Raw genomic sequence first — 26783 nt, 5'->3', positions numbered from 1 at the left:
TGCGCTGGCGCACCTGATCCAGCAACTCGGCGATGGTGGGGTCCCCAGCCAGATCGACCCGCAGCACCAGGGTGTTGACGAAGAACCCCACAAGTTCGTCCAGCGCTGGATCATTTCGTCCGGCAGTCGCAATTCCCACCGCCACATCAGAACTCGCGCTGATCTTCGACAACAGCGCCGCCAGCGCTGCCTGCACCACCATAGAACTGGTTGCGTTGTGCTCATGAGCCAGCCGAGTGAGCTGCTGCTGAAGTTCGGCCGGCCAGTCCACGGCCACGCTGGCGCCCCGGTGGTCGGCCACCGGTGGATATGGTCGGTCAGTCGGCAACTCCAGCCGCTCGGGCAACCCTGTCAGCGACTGTTCCCAATAGGCCAACTGCGCGGAGATCACACTGTCGGGATCAGACTCTGATCCCAACCAGTCCTGTTGCCACAGCGTGTAGTCCACGTACTGCACCGGTAACGGCTGCCAGTCCGGGACCTGTCCGCCACAGCGGCTGGCATAGGCCATCCCCAGATCAGCGACCAGGGGAGTTACCGACCAGCCGTCGGCGGCGATGTGATGGACGACGGCCACCAACACGTGCTCATCGGCGCCAACGCGGAAAAGAGTTGCCCGCAACGGGATCTCGTTGGCCAGATCAAAACTGTGCTGCGCCACCGCGCCGACGGCATTCTCCAGGCGGCCCACCGACCAGCCGCTGGCATCAACAACCTGCCAGCCAAGATCTGCCTGCTCTGCGGGCATCACCAGCTGCTGAGGTACCCCGTCAACCGCGGAGTACACGGTCCGCAGGCTCTCATGGCGGACCACCAGATCCTTTAGCGCCGTGCCGAGCGCTCCCGCATCCAGGCCGCCACTCAGCCGCAACGCCACCGCCATGTTGTAGATCGGGGACGGACCCTGCAACTGCTCCAGGAACCACAACCGCTGCTGGGCGTACGACAACGGGATCTGCGGCGGGCGTGGCATTGCCCGCAAGGCAGGGCGCGCCACATCGCCTTGATTCCGCTCCAGGTAGTCGGCGAGGTTCGCGACAGTCGGAGCGTCGAAGAGATACCGCACCGGCACGTCCCGCCCCAGTGCCGACTGCAATCGTGCGGTGACCCGGATGGCTATCAACGAATCCCCACCCAGGGCGAAGAAGTCGTCGTCGAGGCCGACCTGCTCAAGCCCGAGCACCTCGGCGAACACCTCGGCGACGGTCTTCTCGGTCGGGGTCTGCGGCATACGGAAGGGGGTGGCCGCGAACACCGGTTCGGGGAGGGACTTTCGGTCGATCTTTCCCGAGGTGGTCAACGGGAACTCGTCGAGCACCAGGATCTGAGCCGGCACCATGTACTCCGGCAATCGCGCACTCAACCACTGCCGCACCGCGCCGACCTTGTTGTTGGTGTCGGGGTCATTGGCATAGGCGCTGCGCTGCTGAGCCCCACGAATTGGTAGGTAGAGGTCGGTCAGCGCCGGGCTGTGCGCATCGTCGGTTGGGGCGATGAAGACGGCGTCCAGCGTGCCGGGCTGAGCTCCCCAGGTGACCGCGACGTGATATCCAATGGACTCGCCGAGGCGGTGCAGCTGCTCGGGCGTGGCGGTGTCGGTGAGTTCGGCGGCATTGGCATGGGTGCGCGCCTCCGCCAAGGGCAGGCCGGTGGCCAGGGCTTCTTCGAGGCGCACATCGGAGATCACTCCAGCGCGGGGGATCGCACGAACGCGCATGATTCCCGGACGTTGTGACAACAACTCGGAGTGCAGCCCATTCATACCCGCGCAGTCGGTCCATTCCCATATGGGCGCGGAGGCCAATGAGCACACTCGCGTGGGTGTCTTGTGGATGATGACGTCGTAGCGGTACCTGCTGAGTTCGTTGTCAGCGTCACCGCGTTTGACGTGGATGCTCAGCCCGGCCGCTGATGGATGTCCGGCCACCCATGTGGTGAAGAACTCTGGGGCCAACATCAGTTCGCGCTCACCAAGCATGGCGCGTTGAACGCGCTGTCGGATCTCGTCGGCGTCGCGGGTCGTGGTGTGCGCCAGCGCGATGCCGGTTTGGAATGCGCCCTGCAGGCTGTGATTGCGGATGTCGCCGAGGAACATTGTTCCGCCGGGCGCCAGTAGCTCCACAGCCTTATCGATGACATCGGCGAGATAGTCCGCGCTCGGGAAGTACTGGGCGACCGAGTTGAGGACCACCACGTCGAAATGGTTCTGGGGCAATCCCTCGACCACATCGGCCGGCTGCACATGCAACCGCACCCGGTCACCCCAGGACTGTCCGGCCACCGCGTCCTGCAGAGTCTGAATGGTCGGCGCGGAGAAGTCCGTGCCCCAGTACTCCACACACCTCGGGGCAACGTGAGCCATCAACAGCCCCGAGCCCACTCCGATCTCGAGCACCCGCCGCGGTCCAAGCGCCATGATCCGTTCCACGGCGGCCGAGCGCCATTCCTGCATCTCGTGCAGCGGGATTGGCTGGTCGGTGTAGCTGCTGTTCCAGCCGCGGAAGTCGCTGCCGAACTCCGCCTCCTCGAGATCGGCGTCGTACAGCTCGTCGTAGACGTACTGCCACTGCTCGACGACCTCGGCGTCGTGATCGGCGCTGCTGGTGCGCTCCAGTGCGACGTAGGCGATGAGGTGGTCAACGGTGTCGGTGTGGTGCACCGCCGCCGCGGCCCGGGTGACCAGCGGGCAGGCCAGCAGGGTGTTCTCGACCTCGCCCAACTCGATGCGCAGACCGCGCAGTTTGATCTGGGCATCGGCGCGACCCAGATACTCCAGCTGCCCCTGGGCACTCCAGCGGACGAGGTCGCCGGTGCGATACATCCGTGCTCCGGGTTCCTGCGCTGCGCCATAGGGGTTGGCCACGAACCGATCCGCGGTCAGCTCCGCGCGGCCCACATAACCGCGCGCCACCACTGGCCCACCCAGATACAGCTCACCGACCACGCCGACCGCCGCCGGGTTCAGCCGCGCATCCAGCACCAGCGCGCTCACTCCCGCGATCGGAGCACCGATGCCGACAGGCTGCCCCGCTGTCAGCGCACTCCACGTCGCCCAGATGGTGACCTCGGTGGGGCCGTAGGCGTTGAACATCCGCCGACCCGGCGCCCAGGCGGTCACCAACTCCGCCGGGCAAGCCTCCCCGCCCGTGATGAGCGTGCCCAGCCGTCCGTCGAGCCGAGCCCTGTCCACCGTCGCCAGCACCGTCGGAGTCAACAATGCCGCTGTGACACGTTGTTCCTGCACCAGCGCGGTCAGCGCCTCGCCGGCATACGATTCCGGCGGAGCGACCACCAACGCTGCCCCGGACGCCACCGCCAACAACCACTCGAACACCGACGCATCAAATGTCGGGGCGGCCACCATCAGCACTCGCGAATCCGCACCCAAGCCAAACACTTCCCGATGTGCTGCGGCCTCGGCAAGTAGTCCGGCGTGGCTGACCGCCACCCCCTTCGGTGTCCCGGTGGACCCCGACGTGAAGATCACATACGCCGCATCCTGCACCCCCACCGGAGCCAACCGCTCAGCATCGATGATCGGACTCGCCGAGCGCCCCGACAGATCCAACCCATCAACACGCAGCAGCGGCCGCGCCCCAGCCCCGTCCACCGCATCGGCCCCACAGCTCAACACACACACGGCCTCGACAGCATGCAACACCGTGGCAATCCGCTCGACCGGATGCCCCCGATCCACCGGCACATACACCCCGCCAGCCTTGAGCACCGCCCACCACGCCAACACCAACTCCGCACACCGACCCATCGCCACGCCCACCGCGCGCTCAGGACCCACACCAATCTCAATCAACAACCGCGCCAACCGATTCGACGCCTCATCAAGCTCGCGATAGGACCACTGCCGCACCCCATCAACAACCGCCACCGCATCCGGATCAGCAGCCACCGCCGCCGCCAACAACTGCGGCCCCCACCCCACCGGCGCCACCACCTGCGCACCAGACCACTTCTCCAACACCAGATCACGCTCACCGCGATCCAGCAACGCCACCTCACCCACCACCACCGACGAATCAGCCACCACCGCCTCAACCACCTGGCCGAACCAGCCCACCAACCGCTCAACGGTCGACCGATCGAACAAATCCGTGGCATAGGTCACCACCCCGGCAGCCATCGCAGCCCCGGCATCCTCACCGGGCCTCTCCCGCAACGCGAATGGCGCCCCAGAATCCTCGGCCGGGACCTCTCTCAGCTGGATGTCCAGGTCGAACTTCGCGGTGCGAGTTCCCACCTCCACCGACTCGACATTGGCCCCGTCCAGTGCAACCTCGGGGCGCACATTGTTTTGCAGGGTCGTGGCCACTTGGAACAGCGGATGGTGCGACGCGGAACGCGTTGGATTCAGCTGCTCGACCAGCAACTCGAACGGCACATCCTGATTGCTGTAGGCATCCAGCGCTTTGTGCCGCACCTGCTCGAGAACCTCGCTGAAACGCAGTGTGGAGTTGACTGCCACGCGCAGCACCCAGGTGTTGACGAAGAATCCGACCAGCTCGTCGAGTGCCTGATCCATCCGCCCCGCGATCGCCGTGCCCATCGCCACGTCGTCACCGACCCCGACCCGATGCATCAGCACCGCCACCACGGCCTGCAAAACCATCGAGGCCGTCGCGTTGTGCTCCGCCGCCAGCGCCTTGACCCCCGCCCATACCTGCGGATCGATGCGAAGCTCCACCCCGTCGCCGCGATAACTCGGCACCGGGGGACGGGGGCGATCCGTCGGTATCGACACCACCTCGGGCAGCCCGGCCAACTCCTGCCGCCAGTAGGCCAACTGACCGCCGATAACACTGGCTGGATCAGACTCTGACCCCAGCCAATTCTGTTGCCACAACGTGTAATCGGCGTACTGCACCGGTAGCGGCGCCCAACTCGGGGCCAGGCCCTGTCCACGGGCCCGATAGGCCTCCGCCACATCTCGAACCATCGGGGCCAGTGACCAACCGTCGAAGGCGATATGGTGCAACACGATCCCCAGCACATACTGCGCGGGTGCCACCTGATAGATCTGGGCCCGCACTGGGATCTCTGTCGACAGGTCAAACCGATACTCCGCCAACGAGATCAACGCGCCGGCCACGTCATTCTCCGGGATCGATACCAGCGCCGCGCCACCGCGCCGCCACATCCCCGGCTCGGCGGGCAACACCTTCTGCAATGGCACACCGTCGACGTTGGGGAAGATGGTGCGAAGACTCTCGTGCCGGGCGATCACATCATCGAGCGCCGCATCCAGCGCCGCCACGTCCAGCGCCCCGCCGATTCGGAATGCGGTGGGCATGTTGTAGGTCGCGACCCCATCCTCGAACCGATTGAGGAACCACATCCGTTGTTGGGCATACGACAATGGGATGACCGCGGGTCGCTGTTGGGCTGTCAGTGGTTCACGCCCACCCGAGCCCGCGCTGATGTGTGGTGCCAGTTGGGCCACGGTGGGTGTGTCGAACAGGGTGCGCACCGCGAGGTCGGCGTCCAAGCTGGTGTTGACCGCGGCAATCAGACGCATCGCCGACAGGGAGTCCCCACCCAGGTCGAAGAAGGAGTCATCGACCCCGACCCGCTCCAGGCCCAGAACCCGGGCGTAGATGCCGGCCAGGATCTCCTCGGTCGCAGTGCTCGGAGCACGGTACCGGTCGACATCGATGTACTCCGGTGCCGGCAACGCCTTCTTGTCGAGCTTGCCGTTGACCGTCAACGGCAGGGCCTCCAGACTCACCACGGCCGCGGGCACCATATAAGCCGGAAGCCGCTCGGCCAGTGCCGCGCGTATCGTCGCCGAATCCACAGTGCCAGTGACCGACTCGGTGACGTAGCCGACGAGACGTAAGTCGCCGGGCTGATCCTCCCGAACGGTCACCACCGCCTGCGCCACACCCTCCAGATCAGCCAGAGCTGTTTGAATCTCCCCGAGCTCGATGCGGTAACCGCGGATCTTGACCTGCTCATCAGCACGGCCGGCATAGCGCAACTGCCCATCGGCACCCCAGGACACCAGATCCCCGGTCCGATACATCCGGGCACCCGACGCGAACGGGCAGGCCACAAACCGTGAACCCGTCAACGACGGGCGCCGCACATAACCCACCCCGACACCGCGACCGGCCACATACAACTCACCGACCACCCCGACCGGCACCTCCCGCAACCAGCCATCCAGCACAAACAACGCCGCACCCGGCACCGGCAATCCGATCGGCACCACACCCGCACCAGGAGCCAACGGGGCGCTGATCGTGGCATACACCGTGGTCTCCGTCGGCCCGTACCCGTTGATCATCACCCGACCCGGCGCCCACCGGTCCACCACATCGAGCGGGCACGGTTCGGCGGCCACCATCAACGCCGCCGACTCCAACCCATCCGGGCAGAGCATCCCCACCGCCGACGGGGTCTGGCTCAACACACTGACCCGCTCACGTGTGAGAAGGGCCTGTAGATCCTGCGGGGAGCGCGTCAGATCCTCGGGCACCACCACCAACCGGCCCCCATGCAGCAGCGCACCCCAGATCTCCCACACCGAGAAGTCAAAGGCCAACGACGAACACTGCGCCCACACCTGCCCCGGACCCAACACCACACCCACATCAAGACCCTCGAAGAGCCGAGTCACATTCTGATGGGTGACCGCAACACCCTTGGGCACACCCGTGGTCCCCGACGTGTAGATGACATGCGCGACATCATCAGCAGCCGGACCCGGCAACCCACTACTGGGACACCCCCCGATACGCCGATCCCCGACATCAACGACCACCACCCCACACCCAGCCAAACGATGCGCCAAACCCGCCGAGGTGATCGCCGCGACCGGCGCCGCGTCAGCGAGCATGAACTGCACCCGCGCATCCGGATGAGCCGGATCAATCGGCAGATACGCCGCACCAGACTTCAACACCGCCAGAATCGACACGATCGCCTCAACCGACCGATTCAACAACAGGGCCACACACCGACCCGGCCCCGCACCCAACCCCACCAACAAGTGCGCCAGTCGATTCGAGGCCTCGTCCAACTCCCGATACGACAACGAGGCACCCGCACAACTGACCGCCACCGCATCCGGTGCGTGCAGAACCTGCGCCGCGAACAACGCCGGAATCGACACCCCCGCCACCGACTCGGTCAACACCGCACGATGACCGAGCCCGTCCAAGCACTCACGCTCAGCCCCGTCGAGCACATCCACCGACGACAACAACCGCCCCGGATCCACCACCATCGACTCCAACACCCGCTCAAACCGTCTCGCCAAATCCGAGACCTCAAAGTTCGAGAACGGTTGCCCGGTGCCCATGGTGCTGAGAAAGAGCTGACTGCCGGCGCCCGAGAAGATCAGCCCGAAGCCACCCACCATTCCGGCATTGGTCAATTCCGCCGTCGCCGCCGCACCACCGAAGTCCAAGGTGAATGTGGATGGCAGAAAGTTGACGTTGACCCGATTGGCGAGCCAGCCAGGTCCGTGGGAATCGACTCTGCGTTCAAGTGCGTGAACCGGGAAGCGTTGATGCAGAAGGGCTTCCCGTATCCGGCTGTCGACGTGCTGACAGAAACTCGCAACCGAGGATTCCGGCGGCACCGAAATCACCAGTGGGACAACCCCCGCCACCATTCCGGGAAGTGTCTTCAGCGCGGGGTGCACACGCCGGCTGACGGGGAAGTCGAGTACTACCTCTGAGCCCTCGGCTCGCCAGCCACGCACCAGGAGTGCGCACGCGGCGGTGAGGACCGCTGATCGAGGGACGTTCCATGCTTCAGACAACTCCTCGGCCCCGCGAAGGACCACCGGATCCAGTTGCACCGGCGCTGACGGCCAGAACGAGTCACTGTCGCCCGCGGCGGCGGTCGGCCGATCTGGTGCGTCTTCCTGGGGAAGGTTTCGACTCCAATACCCCTGATCCTCGAGATACTCAGCGGACGCCTCGTACTCCGATTCGCAGTCAACCAGGTCAGACAGCGAGCCGAACAATGCAGGGTCAATGGGTGCACCAGCGACGACCGCCGAGTAGACAGATGCAATCCGATGGCCAACCAGCGCAATACCGGATCCATCCAGGACGATGTGGTGGCAGCACGCGAACAGACAGAATTCCTCGGCTTGCGTCTGGAACAGTGCAAATTTGAACAGGGGACCGGTCAATGGCATGAGCGTGCGTTGAATCGAGGACGCCACCTCGCGGGCTTCCTGCATGGGATCGCGAGAACCGGTCAGGTCGTGGAAGACCAACTCGACATCCGGGTGGTCAAGCACCCTCTGGAAGACCTGGCCATCCACCTCGGAGAACGCGGCCCTGACCGGCTCTGCCTCTTGTATCACTCGACGGATGGCCCATTCCAGGGCATCTCGTTCTACCGCACCATCGATCCTCACGAACAAGCCGAGCTGCCACCCCGTGCCCGAGTGAGCAGTTTCCTGCGCCAGCCAGATATCTAGCTGTGCACGTGTTACAGGCAGTGTCCAGTCGTCAACCTGCATCGGGCTCCCCCACCGCGATATGTACTAACCATGCCCCCCATGGCCATTACCTGTTAGACCGCTGGCCCTCGGGCCAGCCTCTCGCGCAGACTCTTCGGCCGGATATCGGGCCAGTTCTGTTCGATGTAGTCCAAACACGCAGCGCGGTCTGCTTCCCCATAGACCTGCCTCCAGCCGTCAGGCACATCGGCGAAGGTCGGCCAGAGGCTGTGTTGCTCCTCGTCATTGACCAAGACGACAAAGGTTCCATTTTCATCGTCGAACGGATTGATACTCACGCGGTCCTCCCCCCTTGGGTGGACCTTGAAATCGACCAGCGCTCCCGGATACAAGGCGATTGCCCCCAATGCCCTGCATCACGCTGTCCGCCCCCGCGGCCCCACCCAGCTATGACGCTTCTATTGCAGCATGTCAGCATATCGACTTCTTTCAGCGGGGGTGTAGAAATCGTCAATCCAGGAATACGCTGTTGCTGTGTCGCGGTCATTCGACTTCTCGGTCAACTCGCCGGCCACCGTCGAGCAAATCCACCACGCGTTCGGAGAGAGGGCCTACTGGCTGGCGCGGCTGGAGACTTTCGGCGGCCTCGGCAGCCTGGACTCGTTGACCGTCGACTCCGATGGCGCCGTGACGGCGGTCGTCGTCAAGGAGATGCACCACGACAAGCTCCCGGGACCGGCCGCAAAGTTCTTTCCCCGCGAATGGCGGGTTGTGCAGAACGAGACATGGAGCCCGATCGGTGACGGCCGGGTTCGCGGGCAGGTCAGCGTGGTACCTGACGGAGCGCCGGGGTCCGGGGCCGGCACGGCTCTGCTGGCACCGACTCCGAACGGATCGCACATGAAATGCACAGCCACCGTTCAGTTTAGGGTCCCCATGATCGGCGGTGCGGTTGAGGGCATCATGGGCCGCCTGTTGGTTCAGAACATCTCCGCCATGCAGCGCTTCACGACGGCGTGGATCCAGGAGCGCGTCTGAGTGTCGGCGCCGACGGCCTGCGGCCGCAAACCTCGCTGCGGGTTCACAGTTGTTCCGATATCACAGGACACCCGATGCGACCCCGCCCAGAGACGTCGCCTGCGTGCTCCGATCCGGCTGGACATGCGACAGCCCTGCGAGGGCTGGCGCTGCGCAGAGCACCTCGAGTACCAGCAAATTCGATTGAGCGCGGGTAAGGCCCTTGATTAACAAAAGTCAGGCGCCACACAAAACGCAGTCGTTAGCCAAGCATGTCTAACTAGGCGCGGATGAATCGCACAGTTCAGATCGCTACATACTTTGCGTCCGCAAACACCTTTCGCGCCGAAGTCTGCGCTAGCTGACCGCCGCCACAGCGAATGGCAGGACCTCGGTTGCGCCGGCCTGGCGCAGCACACGCGTCGCCATTGTCATGGTCCAACCGGTATCGATCAGATCGTCGACCAGCAGCACCGGCCCCTCGAGCGTCGCAAGCAGGCCGGTGTCCGGCGGATCCCACGAGCCATTGAGGGCGGCAACTCGGTAGGCGGAGTTGGCTGCGGTAACGGGTCTGCGCTCCATGCCGTAGCGCAGCACGCCCAGATGCTCGAGCCGGCCCACCTCCGCCAGCCGCCGTGTCAGCGAGGCAATGAGCTTCGGGTGCCGTTCGGAGTCCAGTCCCATGACCGCCGTCGGCCTGGTCTCCCATTTCCACGCAGCAAGCACGCCCACCGCGGCGCGCACCACGTCGTCGGGAACGTCGGCGTCGGGCTCATCGAGCACCTGGCGCAGGCGCGCACCCCAGCCCAGATCCGTCATCCTGCCGATCACCCGGCCCGAGGCGGGACCGTCGGAGATCTTGCCGCTCAACGTGACTCCGAGCTTGCTCAGACCTGATGGCCACTGCTTGCGCGGCGTGACGTCGACACCGGGACGCATCAACCGCGCCCGTGTGTCCTCCGCGGCGGACGGGTCCACGTGTGAGTCGTAGTGCGCGCCGGCACAGTTGTCACACCTGCCGCAGCGATCGTCGGCTGCGAGTTCGGGATCGTTGAGCTGGCTGCGCAGGAACGTCATCCGGCACTCATCTGTGTCCAGGTAGTCGAGCATCGCCTGCTGCTCCCTGGTGCGCGCCTCGTCGAGCCTGCGATAGCGGTCCTCGTCGTAGTCCCAAGACTCGCCGGTGCTGATCCAGCCGCCCTTCACACGACGCACAGCACCGTCGACGTCGAGCACCTTCAGCACCATCTCCAACCGCGTCCTGCCCATGTCGACCAGGGGCTCGAGCGCAGGAGTGGACTGTGCCCGGTCAGGCTCCAGTGCACGAATAACGTTGCGCACCATGGCCTCGGACGGGAACGCCACCGAGGCGAAGAAGCGCCAGACGTCACGGTCCTCGGCACCGGGCAACAGCACGACCTCAGCGCTCTCGGTGGAACGGCCAGCACGGCCCACCTGCTGGTAGTAGGCGATCGGTGATGGCGGCGCGCCGAGGTGCACGACGAAGCCGAGGTCTGGCTTGTCGAAGCCCATGCCCAACGCGGACGTGGCCACCAGCGCCTTGACCCTGTTGTCGAGGAGATCGGATTCCAGCTGTTCGCGTTCGGCCGCCTCGGTGGCACCGGTGTAGGAGGCAACCGCGTGCCCACGGTCGCGCAGCATGGCCGCGACATCGTTGGCCTGCGCCACCGTCAGCGTGTAGATGATTCCAGAACCCGGCAGCGACTCCATGTGCGCGGCAAGCCATGCCGCACGCTGCGCGGGGTTGCCCGCCTTCACGACGGCCAGCCTCAGCGACTCGCGATCCAGGCCACCACGCAGTACCAGGGTGTCGCGCCCGCCGACACCGAGCTGGCTTCGGACATCCTCGACCACTCGGTCATTGGCCGTGGCGGTGGTCGCCAACACCGGTATGCCGCTGCCCAGCTCTCCGATCAGCGTGCGAATGCGCCGGTAGTCGGGCCGGAAGTCGTGACCCCAGTCCGACACGCAGTGCGCCTCGTCGATCACGACAAGGCCCGCGTCACGCGCCAACTCCGGAAGCACCTGGTCGCGGAAGTCCGGGTTGTTCAGCCGTTCCGGGCTGACCAGCAGCACGTCCAGCTCACCCGCCCCGACGGCGCGATGCACATCCTGCCAGTCGGCGACATTGCTCGAGTTGATCGTCGCCGCGCGCACACCGGCCCGCTCAGCGGCGACGACCTGGTTGCGCATGAGTGCCAACAGCGGCGACACGATGACCGTCGGGCCGCGCCCCTGAGCACGGAGGAGCTTCGCGGCGATGAAGTAGACCGCGGACTTGCCCCAGCCGGTGCGCTGGACGACGAGCGCCTGGCGACCGTGCACGACGAGCGCCTCGATGGCCGTCCACTGGTCGTCTCGCAGTGTCGCCTGTGGCCCGGCCAACTGCTCGAGGAGGGTCTGAGCCTGTTCGCGGGTCGCCATGAGGCCATCCTGCCCGCTCGGTCCGACGGGATCAGAACGGGCAGCTCAAGTCACTCGGCTCCGGAGTCCGTGCCGCCGCCGGACCCCGAACCCCCATTGGATCCGCCGTCCGAGCCCTGAGCGCCTGACGTGGCGGTGTCGCTGGGTGCTGCCGTCGGGCGCTTACCGGTGATGGCGCCGATTCCGTTGGTGATCATGTCCTTGATCGGCTTGAACGGGTTACTCCCCGACGCACCGGTTTTCGCGGTCGTCGGCGGCTTGGCCAGCGGGGCCCCGTTGACGCCGGGTATCACGGTCGCAGGCTTCTTGGCGGAGATCTGGGTGGTCTCGGGCGCCGAGGTCTCCTCAACGGAGTCCTGCGCCAACGCGTCGCTGCTGGTCGCGGCGCGCTCAGCTGGCGCAGCGGGCTCGGGCGCTGCAGCAGGCTCCGGCTCTGCAGCGACAGCCGCCGGTGCCGGTGCCGGTGCCGGTGCCGGTGCCGGTGCCGGTGCCGCAACGGCTGGTGGAACCGGAAGTCCGCCATTGGGCTGGACCACCCCGGGTGTCGGCGGGGTGAAGAGCGCGAACGGAGTGTTGGCGGCCGTCATGCCGGGCGCCAGTCCGAAGGAGAGGGTGGGCGGGAGGAGGAGACCGGTCTTGACGTACGGCAGGAATTTGAATTCGAAGGTCATCGGACCGATCTGGGTGACGGTGTGCAGGCCACCGACGCGGTAGTCGTAGAAGGGTCCGTTGGCGAAGTCCTGGTAGGTGACGAAGCCCGTGGTACCGGAATTGGTGAACACTCCGGGAATTCCGGCCGTCCACCGCCCGATGTCCACCGAGCTGAAGTTGTCCGGCTGACCGTTCACACCGGCCTGGCCGGTCGGGGCCTGAGTGAAGCCGATGGCCTTGAGCACGTTGAGGTCGAAGACGAACGGGCCGACTCGGTTGGCCATCTGCAGGACGCCGGCGTGGGTGGCCACGTAGGGGTCGTAGGACACAGCGTTGTCTGTGAAGCCCAGCGCGCCGGTGCTGCTGATCAATCCGGTGACGCCGGCCATCCACTGATCCATCTGGGTGTAGTTGGCCGTGCCGGCGGTGCTGCCGGGCGGTGGTCCACTGGCGCTGAGCGACCTCAGCGAGTCCAGGTTGAACTTGATCGGACCGAGCTGGTTGACGGTCTGCAGGGCGCCCCGCACGCCGGCGGCGGCATCGGTGACGACTGCCGACACGGCCGCAGCACCCGTGGTGCTCGTCGACGGCGACGGCGCGACCGCCCACGGGAAGAGGCGGTAGAAGCTGGCGTTCGCCGTGGTCTGAACCTCCGGCATGGCGCCCTGGCCGGGCTCGGCCGCGAGTGCCCCGTGCCCACCCAGCAGCAACGCTCCTGCACCAACCGTGGCGATCCCAACACTGCCGGAGCGGCAAACGGTCTTTAACATGGACTTACCAGGCCGACGGTGTTGTGACATGACACCAGGGAACACTATCAACCCCTGCCCGGTCAAGGCGGAAACGCCAAACAGCTAATTGAAAACGCTGCCATCTCACCGTCCTGTGTCCGGACACGAAAGAGCCCACCGCGTCTAGAGGGATCGACGCGGTGGGCTCTTCCTGAACTCACTCAGGACATGCGGTCAGCGACTAGGCGGTCTTCAGTGCGTCGGTGACCAAATTCGGTGTCACCTGGGTGCCGCACTGGCTGGCCAGGTCCGTCACCGGCTGCTGGATATCCCGCAACTCATCGGCCACCTGCGAGTTCTCCGCAAAGTAGGCGCGGTAGGACTGCGTGGCCTGGGACACCGGCTGCTTGGCGATGTCCGAGAGTTCCTGGTCGGTCTCAGGGTGAGCCTGCAGGTATGTGCTCATCAGCGCAGACACGGAACTCTGTGTCGTGGCCATATCGCTCACGGAGCACGAACCGGCGGTGGGCTGCGCGGGCTCGGTGGGCTCGGCATTGGCCATCGGCATGGCGATGGCTGCGGATGCGATGCCACTGAGCAGGCCGCCGGCGAGCATGCCGTACAGGCCGCGTCGCACGGTCGTTTCGGTCATCTTGTACTGGGTCATTCGACCCTCCCTTCGGTCTGCGATGCGGTGATCGCAGACCTAGGCCTAACCGTGAACCGGGGTCGGCTAAACCACGGCACACCCGACCCGGCGCGGACGAGGAAGCGTCCGCCCAGGTCAGCTCGCGTGTCAGGGAGTCGAAAGTTTTTCATCCCGAGTGTGAATCTGGCGACGCGATTACCTATCGGAGCGTCGTCAGATTCACACTCGGCACAGGATTTGCACCGAACAACGGCTACCCAGCCGTGGCTGCGGCCTCTTGCTCGCGCTTGATCTCCAGCGCGATGTCGATGAGCTGGTCTTCCTGGCCACCGATGAGCTTGCGCTGACCGGCACGGTGCAGCAGTTGATGCGCCGGAACGCCGTAGCGCTCGGACTGGCGGATGGCGTGCTTGAGGAAGCTGGAGTACACCCCGGAATAGCCCATGATCAGCGCATTGCGATCCAGCAGGCACTCGGCGGGCATCGCAGGGCGAACCACGTCCTCGGCGGCGTCGGCGATCTCGAAGAAGTCGATACCGGTCTTGACGCCGATCTTGTCGAACACCCCGATCATGGCCTCCACCGGCGCGTTGCCCGCACCGGCGCCGAACCGGCGAGTGCTGCCGTCGATCTGCTTGGCTCCCGCCCGCACGGCCGCCACGCTGTTGGCCACGCCCAGACCCAGGTTCTCGTGGCCGTGGAAGCCAACCTGCGCATCCGACCCGAGTTCGGCGACCAACGCGGCGACCCGGTCGGTCACGCCTTCGAGCACCAGGGCACCCGCCGAGTCCACGACGTAAACGCACTGGCATCCCGCATCGGCCATGATGCGGGCCTGCGCGGCCAGCTTCTCCGGCGCAATGGTGTGGGACATCATCAGGAAGCCCACGGTCTCCAGCCCGAGTTCACGCGCGAGGCCGAAGTGCTGGATCGAGACATCGGCCTCGGTGCAGTGTGTGGCGATCCGGCAGATCGACCCGCCGTTGTTCTGGGCTTCCTTGATGTCGTCCTTGGTACCCAAACCGGGCAGCATCAGGAAGGCGATCTTGGATTCCTTGGCCGTCTCGGCGGCCAGCTTGATCAGTTCCTGCTCGGGCGTCTTGGAGAAGCCGTAGTTGAAGCTCGACCCACCGAGGCCATCACCGTGGGTGACCTCGATGACCGGGACGCCGGCGGCGTCCAGCGCCGCGACGATGGACTGCACCTCGTCCTTGGTGAACTGGTGACGCTTGTGATGACTACCGTCGCGCAACGACGTATCGGTCATCCGCACGTCCCAGACGGGGTTGAAGAAGATCTCTTCGCTGATGCTCATGCCTGGCCTCCAGCGGTTGCGGCGGTAACCCGTTCCTTGGCGATCTCCTCGCCGACCTTGGTCGCCGCGGCGGTCATGATGTCCAGGTTTCCAGCGTAGGGCGGCAGGTAGTCACCCGCACCCTCCACTTCGACGAACGTCGTGACCAGCGCGTAGCCACCCGAGTGCACCGACGGTGGGTCGAACTGCGGCTCGTTGAGTAACCGGTAGCCGGGCACGTAGGTCTGCACCTCGGCCACCACCTCCTTGATCGACCGGGTGATCGCGTCCTGATCTGCGTCCTCTGGAATGGCGCAGAAGATGGTGTCGCGCATGATCATCGGCGGTTCGGCGGGGTTGAGGATGATGATCGCCTTGCCACGAGCGGCACCACCGATCTCCTCGACGCCCTTGCTCGTGGTCTTGGTGAACTCGTCGATGTTGGCCCGCGTGCCCGGACCCGCCGACGCCGACGACACTGACGCCACGATCTCGGCGTAGGGCACGTCCACGACGCGGCTGACCGCGTAGACCATGGGGATGGTGGCCTGCCCACCGCAGGTGACCATGTTGACGTTCGGCGCATCCAGGTGCGCACGCAGATTCGCGGGCGGGATCACGCCGGGGCCGACGGCGGCAGGGGTCAGGTCGATGGCCCGGATGCCCGCCTCCTCGTACCGCGGCGCGGCGGCGCGGTGAACGTAGGCGCTGGTGGCCTCGAACACCATGTCGGGCCTCTCGTCCAGACCCAACAGCCAGTCCACACCCTCGTGACTGGTCTCCAGGCCCAGCTTGCGCGCCCGGGCCAGGCCCTCGCTCTCCGGGTCGATGCCGATCATCCAACGCGGCTCGAGCCACTCCGAACGCAGCAACTTGTACAACAGATCGGTGCTGATGTTGCCCGACCCCACGATCGCCACAGATGCTTTATCAGCCATTGTTCGGCTCCTAAACTCGAAACATCACTCGAATGAAAGACGAACTGAACCCAGTCCGTTGAAATCTGCCACGAAATTGTCACCAGGACGTGCATCTATCGCACGCGTGCACGACCCCGGCAACACGATGTCGCCGGCCTTCAGACGCACCCCGAATTGATCGACCTTGCGGGCCAACCACGCCACGGCGGTCACGGGATTACCCAGCACGGCGTCACTTCGCCCCTCGGCGACGACCTCACCGTTGCACTTCAGTACGGCGTCGATATTGCGGATGTCGATGTCCTTGGGCGACACGCGCTCCTTGCCCAGCACCCAGCCCGCCGACGAGGCGTTGTCGGCGATGGTGTCGCACAACTTGATCTTCCAGTCGGTGATCCGGGTGTCGATCAACTCGATGGACGGCGCGAACGCGGCGGTCGCGGCCAGCACGTCGTCCTCGGTGCAGCCCTCACCCGGGAGGTCGTCGGCCAGAATGAACCCGACTTCGACCTCGACCCGTGGATAGAGGAAGCGGCCCGCCTTGACCGGGACGTCCTCGAAGACCTCCATGTCGTCGAGCAGGTGACCGTAGTCGGGCTCGTCGACGTTCATCATCTTCTGCATCGCCTCGGATGACAGGCCCACCTTGTGGCCGATGACGCGGGCGCCCTCGGCGACCCGCTGCCGGATGTTGATGAGCTGGATCTCGTAGGCGTCGACGACGTCGATACCAGGAACCCCGTCGGTCAACGGTTTCATGGGCACCTTGCTGCGCTCGGCCTGGGCCAGCTCGGCGGCCAGCTCGTCGCGCACCTCAAAGGACAGCATTCGTGAAGTCCCCTCGTTTGTTCGACCGGCACAGTTGTGGGTCGGCCGGGCAATTCTATAACGTGTTCTACATGACTGAGCAGGAGTACGACGTCGTCGTGGTCGGCAGTGGCGCGGCCGGCATGGTCGCTGCCCTCACCGCCGCCCACCAGGGACTCTCGACAGTAGTCGTTGAGAAGGCCCCGCACTACGGAGGTTCCACTGCGCGGTCAGGTGGCGGTGTGTGGATCCCAAACAATGAGATTCTGCAGCGAGACGGGGTCAAGGACACCGCTGAAGCCGCACGTACCTACCTGCACACGATCATCGGTGACGCCGTCCCGGCGGAGAAGATCGACACCTATCTCGATCGCGGACCCGAGATGCTGTCGTTCGTGCTGAAGCACTCGCCGCTCAAGCTGTGCTGGGTGCCCGGGTACTCCGACTACTACCCCGAGACGGCGGGCGGCAAGCCCACCGGCAGGTCGGTCGAACCCAAGCCGTTCAACGCGCGCAAGCTCGGTCCCGACGAGAAGGGCCTGGAGCCGCCGTACGGCAAGGTCCCGATGAACATGGTCGTGATGCAGCAGGACTACGTCCGGCTCAACCAGCTCAAGCGCCACCCCCGTGGGCTGGCCCGCAGCCTCAAGGTCGGAATCAGGGCGACGTGGGCGAAGGCCACCGGCAAGAACCTGGTCGGCATGGGCCGTGCGCTCATCGCGCCGCTGCGCGTCGGGCTGCAGAAGGCGGGCGTGCCGGTCCTCCTGAACACCGCCCTGACCGACCTCTACGTCGAGAACGGCGTCGTCAAGGGTATCTACGTACGCGACACGAATGGCCCCGAAAGCGCTGAGCCCCAATTGATCAAGGCCCGCCGCGGCGTCATCCTCGGTAGCGGCGGCTTCGAGCACAACGAGCAGATGCGGGTGAAGTACCAGCGCGCCCCGATCACCACCGAGTGGACCGTCGGCGCGGTGGCCAACACCGGTGACGGCATCCTGGCGGCCGAGAAACTCGGTGCGGCACTGGAGATCATGGAGGACGCCTGGTGGGGTCCGACGGTCCCGCTCGTGGACTCACCGTGGTTCGCCCTGTCCGAGCGCAACTCCCCCGGCTCGATCATCGTGAACATGGCGGGCAAGCGCTTCATGAACGAGTCCATGCCGTACGTCGAGGCGTGCCACCACATGTACGGCGGCGAGCACGGCCAGGGTCCCGGACCGGGTGAGAACATCCCGGCCTGGTTGGTGTTCGACCAGCAGTACCGCGATCGGTTCATCTTCGCCGGACTTCAGCCCGGCCAACGGATTCCGAAGAAGTGGCTGGAGTCCGGTGTCATCGTCAAGGCCGACACCCTCGAGGAGCTCGCCGAGAAGACCGGGCTGCCCACCGACGCCTTCAAGGCGACCGTGGAGCGGTTCAACGGCTTCGCCCGCAGCGGTGTCGACGAGGACTTCAAGCGCGGCGAGAGCGCCTATGACCGCTACTACGGCGATCCGACCAACAAGCCCAACCCGAACCTCGGCGAGATCAGCCACGGCCCGTACTACGCGGCGAAGATGGTGCCGGGCGATCTGGGCACCAAGGGCGGCGTCCGCACCGATGTGCACGGCCGTGCGCTACGAGACGACGACTCGATCATCGAGGGGTTGTACGCTGCGGGCAACGTAAGTTCGCCGGTGATGGGCCATACCTATCCTGGGCCCGGCGGCACGATTGGGCCCGCGATGGCCTTCGGATATCTGGCGGCGCTTCACCTCGCAGGCAAGGAGTAACGGTGCCAATCGACCTCGACGTTGCATTGGGTGCGGAGCTGCCCCCGGCCGAATTCTCTTGGACTAGTAGCGATGTGCAGCTCTACCACCTCGGCCTCGGTGCAGGCTCGGATCCCATGGATCCACGCGAGTTGCGCTACCTGATCGACGACAAGCCGCAGGTGCTTCCGACGTTCGGCAACGTTGCACAGAGCTTCCACATGACAGAGCCTCCGGCGGTTAAGTTCCCGGGCATCGACATCGAGCTGAGCAGGGTGCTGCACGGCAGCGAGGCCGTGACGGTTCCGGGTCCCATCCCGGCGTCGGGAACGGGTATCGCCGTGACCCGGTTCACCGACATCTGGGACAAGGGCAAGGCCGCGGTGATCTGGTCGGAGACGACGGTGAAATCACCCGAGGGGGCTGTGTTGTGGACCCAGAAGCGGTCCATCTTCGCTCGCGGCGAGGGCGACTTCGGCGGCGAGCGCGGGCCGTCGACGTCATCGGAACCTCCTGCGCGGGCACCGGACTTCGAGCTGACCATCCCGGTCTCACCGCAGCAGGCGCTGCTGTACCGGATGTGCGGAGACCGCAATCCCCTGCACTCCGATCCGGCGTTCGCCTCGGCGGCGGGATTCCCAAGGCCAATCCTGCACGGCCTCTGCACTTACGGCATGACCGCCAAGGCCATGACCGATCTGCTCCTCGACGGTGACACGTCGCGGGTGGGAACCTACGGCGCCCGGTTCGCGGGTGTCGTGTTCCCGGGCGAGACACTCAAGGTGAGCATCTGGAGGGCGGGCGATGGCTTCCAGGCGGTCGTCACCGCACCCGAACGCGATGACGCGGTGGCACTCGCCGGCGTCGAGTTGATTCCCGCTTAGCTCTGCGGGATTTGAACTAACCTCGAGTCTTGCGGCGATGGCTCCGCGATCGCAGTAACCGACGGTGACCTGGGGTGCGCTGGCGAATTCAGCGGCTCTTGCTGCCGTCGACGAATTCGAGAGATCCTCCCGTTCGCGCTGGTCACCGATGCCGCCCCGCCTTTGCGATGAATTCGCGCAGCATCAATTACCAATACCTCGAACGATGTTTTGGCCGAAAGCCAACTGGGTATTGGGCTGTCGCGCACTGGCTTGTGGTGTACCCAACCGACTCACGAGTACCCCCAAGCCGACGGCGTCGAGCTGCTAGTTTCGACTGACGTGACCATTCCCGTCGGGGGATGACGCCAGTCGAAATGATTGACGAAACGATTCAGGAGGGCACGAAACCGTGAAGTACACCATGACGATAACCAAGTTGGCCGCCGCTGCGGTCGCCGCAGGTGCGATCGGCGTCGCCGGCGCGGGCATCGCCGCCGCAGAGGTAGCCGCAGAGGGTGCCGCCGCAGCAGCCCCCACCACCCAACCGATCGGTTCCCAGGGCAAGTTGGTGGAGGGCAACGTCGTTCAGGGCTGGACCGTGACGGGCCTCAAGCAGAGCACCGACGTCATTCCGTACCAGGCGGCCGGCACCCTTTGGGAGGTCACCGCCACCGACCAGGCCATCCAGGGCGGCGCCACTCCCTTCGTGTCGAACTTCAATGCGCGCGCGAAGGACGGCCAGACCTACCGGGCGTTGTTCGGTGTCGCCACCCCCGAGGGTGTCAACCCGTCGACTCTGTCCCAGGGCCAGGAGACCAGCGGCAAGATCTACTTCGACGTGACCGGCGCACAGCCGGACAGCGTGGTGTACAACGCAGGTGGCAATGACTTGCTGGTGTGGACGCCTCCGGCTCCGCAGCCCACCCAGTCCTCACCGTCCACGCGGGGCGGCCAGACCGCGTCGACCCCGGCAGCCTCGCCCGCCTCGGTCGAGACCAAGCCCGAAGGCACGATCGTCGAGCCGAGTACTGTGACCGAGGGCGCTCCGCTTCCCGCGAGCGCCGGTACCGTTCCCGGCGCGCCGCTTCCTGCGGGCAGCTCGGGAACTCCGCTGGCGGAGGCCGCCCCGGCCGCCGAGGGCACGCCGGCCGCCGCAGCTGTCCCGGCCGCCGAGGGCACGCCCGCCACCGCTGGCGTACCCGCAGCCGTCCCGGCCGCCGAGGGCGCACCGGTCCCCGCAGGCAGCCAGGGCACACCGCTTCCGGCGGGCACACAGGGTGAGCCCGCACCGGTTCCCGCTGCAGCTCAAGAGGTTCCAGCCCAGTCGGATGCACCCGTGTCGCACGGCACGCCGGCCTCGGCCGCACCCACCACCACTGTGGTGGTGCCGCCGCCGAGCTGATCCTCGTCGACGCGATACGACACGTCAGTGGCCGCCGATCTGCCTCCGGGCAGGTCGGCGGCCATCGTCATATGGGCCCGTCATATCAAGACCGATATCGGCACGGATCAGGAGTGCGATGTCCACCAGGTGTAGAGCTGGGGCAGCGTCGGCCCCTTCTCGTCGCCGCGGATCGCACTGACCAACAGTTCGGCGTCGTCGGTCCACGCCACGAGCGGGAGGTCCCGTTGGTATCCGCAGAACAGCGTGCCCGCGACCTTCTGAGGGGTGGCATTTCGCCGCCAGGGGCCGGGTGACTGGATCGAGCCCGGGCAGACAACGACGTTGGACCCCTTGATGATGTCGTCGAACGCGGCCTTGAGCGACGCCTTGTCGGGGACCAGCGTGTAGGTCGCCAACGGAGGGCCGCCCTCATCGAGGTTGCGCTCGCAGCCGAACTTGGCCACAGCGCCCTTCGGGGTCGCAACGGGCTCGCAGGCGGCATCGGAGTAGCCAGGGGGCAGCAGCGCGCGCAGTCGCTCCCGGGCGTCGGCGACCGGTGCTGCCGACGTCGTGGTCGTCGGCTCCGCCGGCGATGCATCGTCGTCGGACGAGCCGAACATCCAGAAACCAAGTCCGCCCAGGATCACGACGACCGCGGCCGCGATCGCGATGGGGCGCACGGGGATATTGGGCTTGACCCGGATCGGCACCTGGCGCGGGATCACCGGAGGCGGTGGCGGCGCAAACTCACCCGACCACGGGCCATCGTCGTGCGGCTCGAAGCGACGGATGGGTCGCGACGGATGCTCTACGCAGTGGCCGAAATCCGGTACGGGGTCTGGAGTGAGTAAGTCGGGGGGCAGCTGGTCAACCCCCGACTCGGCATGCCACTCGTCCTCCACGACCTCCCAATCAGGTTGCTCGACAGGCGGTTCCGCGGGAATGCGCAAGGGTCCGGTGTCTTCGTGGCCGGTCTCTTCGTGGACGTCGCTGTTGGGGTTGTCCTCATCCGATTCCAGCGAGTCTGGCTGGCGCGGATCCGATGGTGGGGGCACCGTCACACCCGCACCTCGGTATGGCTCGCCATCACTTCACAACTCCTGCAATCCGCCCCCGGGTGGTGAATGGGGCCCTCCTGGCACATCCCGGCGCGGGCCGGGCTGCATTACTACGGCCCGAACCTAGCCGGGCCGCGGTACTGAGGGTAATAGTTGAAGGCGCCTGGCGCGGGTCGCGCGCAGAACGCGTCTCCGCAGTGGCGCTACATCCGGCGCGCGAGGTCGTCCTCGCCGCTGTGACGCGGCGGCTGCGATGACTCGACGGGGGCGGGACCCACTCCGTGGCTCCCGGGTTCAGGTCCCGATGCGCCTACGGGTCCCTGTTCGGTCGGGGGCCGTTCACCCACGTCATCGCGCCGCTCCTCGCGATCTTCGCGAGCCTCGGTGCGCTCCTGCCTGTCACCCGGGTTCTCCTCGCGCGGCGCCTGTGCGGGAGCCCCTGCCGGACCCTGCCCCTGGCCCATCGAGGCGGGTGCACCACCGCCCTGCGGGGCGCCGCCCTGCGGAGATCCGCCGCCTTGTGAGCCACCGCCCTGCTGACCGATACCCTGCGCGGCCTGCATGGCCTGCTGCATCATCTGGCCGAACATGCCGGAGCCGCCGCCCGCACCCTGACCGGCCTGGCCCGCCTGCTGACCCATCTGACCCATCTGGCCGAGCATGCTGCTCAGCTGTCCGACCGACTGACCTCCGGACTCGTCGGCACCCTCATAGGCCGCCTGAGCTGCACCCAACTTGCCGGAGAACATCGTCTCCTTCGCCTGCAACGAGGCGATACTCGCCTGTAGCGGAGCGGCGAGCATGGGAAGCAGAGCGGAAATCGTCATGCTCATGGCGTCCTGCCCGGGCGGCAACATCGGCACGGGGGGAAGCTCCACCGAGGCTGGGTCCCAGCTGATCCCCTGGGGCTTCTCGAACGTTGACATCAGCGCTCAACTCCTCTGATCGATTCGCCTGTGGCGCATCGTCGTTCACCAGTCATCGTCGTTCACCAGTCATCGTCGACGTCGTCCTCGGCCAGGTCGTACTCGAGAGCCGCAGGCGCCGCCAGCGACGAGGAGGAGCCACCGCCGGACTCCCCGCGGTGCGGCATCATGCCCATGCCGCCACCCATGCCCCCGGCAGCGACGGGGGCCAGACCGCCAACCGCGCCACCGCCCGCACCGGCGCGCATGGCGGAGGCGTCCAGGGAGGTGCCCATCAGACTCGCCATCATCGGGGTCTGCGCCCCGATACCGCCGGAACCCGGCAACGACGCCGCCTTGACCATGCCGCCGCCGGAGCCCGCGCCCGATCCGCCGGCCAACGGGTGGTTGGAGAACGACGAGAAGGGCATGGCCCCGGAGCCGCCGGAACCCCCCTTGCCGCCGAACATCGATGTCAGCTGTTGCAGCGGCTGTGCCAACTGCTGCAGTGGCTGCATGAGTTGTTGCGGGGCCTGCGTCAGCATCCCGCCGATCTGCTGCGGCAGTTGAGCGCCCATCGAGGCCATCTGCATCATCATCTGCATGCCCTGCTCCGAGCCCATCCCACCGGCTTCCTCACCCGCCTTGGCCGCTTTGTCGGCGCCCTGTTGCATCGGCGCGGTCGGGGCTCCGGTCGGCGGAAGGGTGGGAGACACCCCGAGGCCGTTGGCGAGTTCAGCGGTGTTGGCGTTGACGTAGGCGGTGTTCTGCGCCAGGCCCATCTTCAGCCGGCTCTGGATCAGTTCCGCGGTGTTGCTGATAGGCATCGCCTGGATGGCCTCGCATTCCCGCTGCGTCTCCATCGCCGTCGCGTTGACCAGCGCCTTCGTCCGCGCAACGGTGACCTCCATACTGCGCAGCTTCAGCGCGATCGACGCCGCCTGGGCGGCATTGGCCTCGTGCCCACCGATGATCGTGGTGGCCTCACCGGCCGCGGCGACCGCTCCCCCGCCCTTCCAGCTGTCCGAGAGCGACATCAACTGGCTCTGCTGCAGCGGTACGACCGATCCGGTCAGCTTTGCTGCCAACGCCTCGTACTGGGCCGCCGAAGCCGCGAGCGCGTCCTCGTCGACGTTGGGCCAACCAGGTCCCATAACCGTCTGCGACCCGTACGGGCTGACATCCTGCTGGAGTCCCATGACGCGGCTCCCCTTACGCGTGTCCGAGTGTCGTTCTAGACAGTACCGCCGCAGCACGCAGTTCGAAGGCGGCAATCTCAGGTTGCCAGGGCGCCCGAATCGCCGAGTCGGTGTCGAGCGTGCGGGACCTCAGCCGAGGATGAGTCCCGAGGTGGGCACGCCCGTACCCGCCGTGACCAGGACATGCTCGACGTCCGGGACCGGGTTGACCGACGTTCCGCGCAGCTGGCGAACACCCTCGGCGATGCCGTTCATTCCGTGGATGTAGGCCTCGCCCAGTTGCCCGCCGTGGGTGTTGATGGGCAACCTGCCGCCGATCTCAATGGCACCGTCGGCGATGAAGTCCTTGGCCTCACCCCACCCGCAGAAGCCCAACTCCTCCAACTGGATCAGGGTGAACGGCGTGAAGTGGTCGTAGAGGATCGCGGTCTGGATGTCAGTGGGCTTCAGGCCAGACTGGGACCAGAGTTGCTTACCCACCAACCCCATCTCGGGCAGGCCGTCGAGTTCGGGACGGTAGTAGCTCACCATCGAATACTGGTCCGGGCTCGCCCCCTGGGCGGCCGCCTCGATGATTGCCGGCCGATTCTTCAGGTCCTTGGCCCGTTCGGCCGAGACGATGACGAGCGCGACACCGCCGTCGGTCTCCTGGCAGCAGTCCAGCAGTCGGAGCGGTTCGGCGATCCACCGCGAGGCCTGATGCTCCTCGATGGTGATCGGCTTCTCATAGAAGTACGCCTTGGGATTGTTCGCGGCGTGCTTGCGGTCCGCCACCGAGATCGCACCGAAATCCCTGCTGGTGGCTCCGGAGAGATGCATGTAGCGCTTGGCGATCATCGCGACCTGCGCTGCCGGCGTTGAGAGACCGTGCGGGTAGGAGAACGAGTTGTCGACACCGGTTGAGTCGGCGTTCTCCACCAGCCGCATCTGCACCTGGCCGAACCGCATGCCGGAGCGTTCATTGAAAGCCCGGTATGCCACAACGCAATCCGCGACACCGGTGGCCACCGCGACAGCCGCCTGCTGCACGGTGGCACACGCCGCGCCGCCGCCATGGTGAATCTTGGAGAAGAACTTCAGGTCCCCGATACCGGTGGCCCGCGCGACGGCGACCTCGGTATTGGTGTCCATCGTGAACGTCGTCATACCGTCGACGTCAGCGGGTGTCAGACCGGCGTCGTCGAGAGCGTCGAGGACCGCCTCGGCGGCCAGTCGCAACTCGCTGCGCCCGGAGTTCTTCGAGAAGTCGGTGGCGCCGATCCCGACGATCGCCGCCTTGCCGGAGAGCTCTCCCATCAGACACCCACCGTCAGGGTCGCGTTGGCGATGACGTGATCGCCAAGGCTGTTGCTGCCCACGATCTTCAACGTGATCACACCGTCCTCCACCGCGGTGACCTCCCCGGCGAACGTCACGGTGTCATAGGCGTACCACGGCACCCCGAGCCGCAGGCCGATGGTCTTGATGACCGCCGACGGGCCCGCCCAGTCCGTGATGTAGCGCTGCACCAGACCGGTGTCGGTGAGGATGTTGACGAAGATGTCCTTGGAACCCTTGGCCTGAGCCTTGTCCCGGTCGTGGTGCACGTCCTGATAGTCGCGCGTGGCGATCGCGGTCGACACGATGAACGTCGGGTCGCCGTACAGCTTGAGTTCGGGCAGCGTGGTGCCGATCTCGATGACGGGTGCGCTCACAGGTCCGGCTCCCATGCGTAGTTGGTCCAAGCTGGCCCGACGTCGTTGGCCGGGAAGTCGATATACATTGCGCGGACGGGCATTCCGATCTCCACGGTGGAGGGCTCGACATTGCGGAGCTCACCGAGCATGCGCACACCCTCTTCGAGTTCGACGAGGGCTATGACGAACGGGGGCGTGCGACCCGGCACCTTCGGCGCGTGGTGCACCACGAAACTGAACACGCTGCCCTTGCCGGAGGCGACGACGTAGTCGGTCTCCCGCTCCTTGTCGAGCCAGAGCGCCGGCACCGGCGGATGCTGCAGCGAGCCGTCCTCGCGTTTCTGGACACGCAGTTCGTGCGCGTTGACGCCGTCCCAGAAGAACTTGGTGTCCTTGGAGGACGCCGGACGCATGGCGGAATCGGCATCAAGGTCGTCAGGCACTGACGACGGCGCCTGCTCGCGGTCAGCCGGAATGAACTTCATGATGCGCCACATCATCTCGGCGACATCCTCGTCGCCGACCGACCAGGTGATGCGCTGTGTGATGAAGAACGCCTCACCCAATGCGGTCCGCTTCGGGCCGACCACGTCGGTCAATTCCGCGGCGACGCTGACTTCCTCGCCGGGACGCAGATAGCGGTGGTAGGTCTGCTCACAGTTGGTCGCCACGACACCGACATAGCCCGCGTCATCGAACAACTCGAGAATCTTGCCCAGCGGATCGTCGTCGGGCCTGACGCCGCCGAGACCCATCATCGTCCACACCTGGATCATGGCGGGCGGTGCCACGACCCCGGGGTGACCGGCCGCCTTGGCGGCGGACTCGTCGACGTAGATGGGGTTCTTGTCACCGATCGCGTCGAGCCAGTGGTCGACCATCGGTTGATTGACCGGGTGCCTGCCGACCCGCGGTTTGCTCTTGCCCTCGGCCTTGACCCGCTCGGCCGCGGCCTTGATGTCGTCGACGGCGCTCATTTGTCTCCTCGGC

Annotated in this window: 18 protein-coding genes; 4 read left to right on the top strand and 14 right to left on the bottom strand. The window is 66.0% G+C overall.

Annotated elements, in window-relative coordinates:
* A partial coding sequence (locus tag ABIA65_RS07135; protein WP_354523057.1) for a non-ribosomal peptide synthetase occupies positions 1 to 8497 on the bottom strand: 8497 nt, incomplete at its 3' end.
* A gap of 53 nt (positions 8498 to 8550) precedes the next feature.
* Positions 8551 to 8775, bottom strand: coding sequence for an MbtH family protein (locus ABIA65_RS07130; RefSeq protein ID WP_241402950.1), 225 nt, complete (start codon positions 8773 to 8775; stop codon positions 8551 to 8553).
* A 196-nt stretch (positions 8776 to 8971) separates the two neighbouring features.
* Here ABIA65_RS07130 and ABIA65_RS07125 point away from each other — a divergent pair, with 196 nt between their 5' ends.
* Positions 8972 to 9475 carry a DUF2505 domain-containing protein gene (locus tag ABIA65_RS07125; RefSeq protein WP_241402949.1) on the top strand — a complete coding sequence of 168 codons (504 nt, stop codon included), beginning with the start codon at positions 8972 to 8974 and terminating at the stop codon, positions 9473 to 9475.
* A gap of 336 nt (positions 9476 to 9811) precedes the next feature.
* Here ABIA65_RS07125 and ABIA65_RS07120 read toward each other — a convergent pair whose 3' ends face one another.
* From ABIA65_RS07120 to ABIA65_RS07095, 6 genes are all read right to left on the bottom strand, one after another.
* Positions 9812 to 11899, bottom strand: a complete 2088-nt coding sequence (locus tag ABIA65_RS07120) for a RecQ family ATP-dependent DNA helicase (RefSeq protein WP_241402948.1) — start codon at positions 11897 to 11899, stop codon at positions 9812 to 9814.
* Between the two features lie 50 nt (positions 11900 to 11949).
* The gene (locus tag ABIA65_RS07115) at positions 11950 to 13320 is read right to left on the bottom strand and encodes a hypothetical protein (RefSeq protein WP_354523056.1); all 1371 of its coding nucleotides are present in this window, start codon (positions 13318 to 13320) and stop codon (positions 11950 to 11952) included.
* A gap of 202 nt (positions 13321 to 13522) precedes the next feature.
* Positions 13523 to 13948 carry a heme-binding protein gene (locus tag ABIA65_RS07110; RefSeq protein WP_241402946.1) on the bottom strand — a complete coding sequence of 142 codons (426 nt, stop codon included), beginning with the start codon at positions 13946 to 13948 and terminating at the stop codon, positions 13523 to 13525.
* Between the two features lie 235 nt (positions 13949 to 14183).
* Positions 14184 to 15245 (bottom strand): 4-hydroxy-2-oxovalerate aldolase, encoded by a 1062-nt coding sequence (gene dmpG, locus ABIA65_RS07105; RefSeq protein WP_241402945.1) that lies wholly within the window; start codon positions 15243 to 15245, stop codon positions 14184 to 14186.
* Positions 15242 to 16162, bottom strand: coding sequence for an acetaldehyde dehydrogenase (acetylating) (locus tag ABIA65_RS07100; protein WP_241402944.1), 921 nt, complete (start codon positions 16160 to 16162; stop codon positions 15242 to 15244). Before ABIA65_RS07100 ends, dmpG begins: the two co-directional genes overlap by 4 nt.
* Positions 16163 to 16186: 24 nt before the next feature.
* The gene (locus ABIA65_RS07095; protein WP_241402943.1) at positions 16187 to 16972 is read right to left on the bottom strand and encodes a 2-keto-4-pentenoate hydratase; all 786 of its coding nucleotides are present in this window, start codon (positions 16970 to 16972) and stop codon (positions 16187 to 16189) included.
* A 71-nt stretch (positions 16973 to 17043) separates the two neighbouring features.
* Here ABIA65_RS07095 and kstD point away from each other — a divergent pair, with 71 nt between their 5' ends.
* The 3 genes from kstD to ABIA65_RS07080 all read left to right on the top strand — a co-directional run bounded on the left by kstD (position 17044) and on the right by ABIA65_RS07080 (position 20973).
* Positions 17044 to 18726, top strand: a complete 1683-nt coding sequence (kstD, locus tag ABIA65_RS07090; protein WP_241402942.1) for a 3-oxosteroid 1-dehydrogenase — start codon at positions 17044 to 17046, stop codon at positions 18724 to 18726.
* Between the two features lie 2 nt (positions 18727 to 18728).
* On the top strand, positions 18729 to 19589 hold the full coding sequence (gene chsH3 / locus ABIA65_RS07085) for an enoyl-CoA hydratase ChsH3 (RefSeq protein ID WP_354523055.1): 861 nt from the start codon (positions 18729 to 18731) through the stop codon (positions 19587 to 19589).
* Positions 19590 to 19992: 403 nt separating this feature from the next.
* Positions 19993 to 20973: an MPT63 family protein gene (locus ABIA65_RS07080; RefSeq protein WP_354523054.1), complete on the top strand. Its 981-nt coding sequence runs from the start codon at positions 19993 to 19995 to the stop codon at positions 20971 to 20973.
* Between the two features lie 107 nt (positions 20974 to 21080).
* Here the strand turns inward: ABIA65_RS07080 and ABIA65_RS07075 are convergent, their stop codons facing one another.
* The 6 genes from ABIA65_RS07075 to ABIA65_RS07050 form a co-directional block, all read right to left on the bottom strand.
* Positions 21081 to 22016 (bottom strand): hypothetical protein, encoded by a 936-nt coding sequence (locus ABIA65_RS07075; RefSeq protein ID WP_354523053.1) that lies wholly within the window; start codon positions 22014 to 22016, stop codon positions 21081 to 21083.
* A gap of 200 nt (positions 22017 to 22216) precedes the next feature.
* Positions 22217 to 22939 (bottom strand): PE domain-containing protein, encoded by a 723-nt coding sequence (locus tag ABIA65_RS07070; protein WP_354523052.1) that lies wholly within the window; start codon positions 22937 to 22939, stop codon positions 22217 to 22219.
* A gap of 62 nt (positions 22940 to 23001) precedes the next feature.
* Positions 23002 to 24117 carry a hypothetical protein gene (locus ABIA65_RS07065; protein WP_354523051.1) on the bottom strand — a complete coding sequence of 372 codons (1116 nt, stop codon included), beginning with the start codon at positions 24115 to 24117 and terminating at the stop codon, positions 23002 to 23004.
* Between the two features lie 129 nt (positions 24118 to 24246).
* Positions 24247 to 25413: a 17-hydroxy-3-oxo-4-pregnene-20-carboxyl-CoA lyase gene (gene ltp2, locus ABIA65_RS07060; protein ID WP_241402936.1), complete on the bottom strand. Its 1167-nt coding sequence runs from the start codon at positions 25411 to 25413 to the stop codon at positions 24247 to 24249.
* A complete protein-coding gene (locus ABIA65_RS07055; RefSeq protein WP_371746940.1) occupies positions 25413 to 25811 on the bottom strand; it encodes a MaoC family dehydratase in 399 nt (132 codons plus the stop codon). The genes ltp2 and ABIA65_RS07055 overlap by 1 nt, the downstream gene beginning before the upstream one ends.
* Entirely contained in the window at positions 25808 to 26770 is a 963-nt protein-coding gene (locus ABIA65_RS07050; RefSeq protein ID WP_354523050.1) for a bifunctional MaoC family dehydratase N-terminal/OB-fold nucleic acid binding domain-containing protein, read from the bottom strand. Before ABIA65_RS07050 ends, ABIA65_RS07055 begins: the two co-directional genes overlap by 4 nt.
* Positions 26771 to 26783: the final 13 nt, after the last annotated feature.

The organism is Mycolicibacterium sp. 624, from assembly GCF_040548615.1.
In the GTDB taxonomy this organism is placed as follows: Bacteria; Actinomycetota; Actinomycetes; order Mycobacteriales; family Mycobacteriaceae; genus Mycobacterium.
This window is presented reverse-complemented; position numbering and strand designations above follow the sequence as displayed.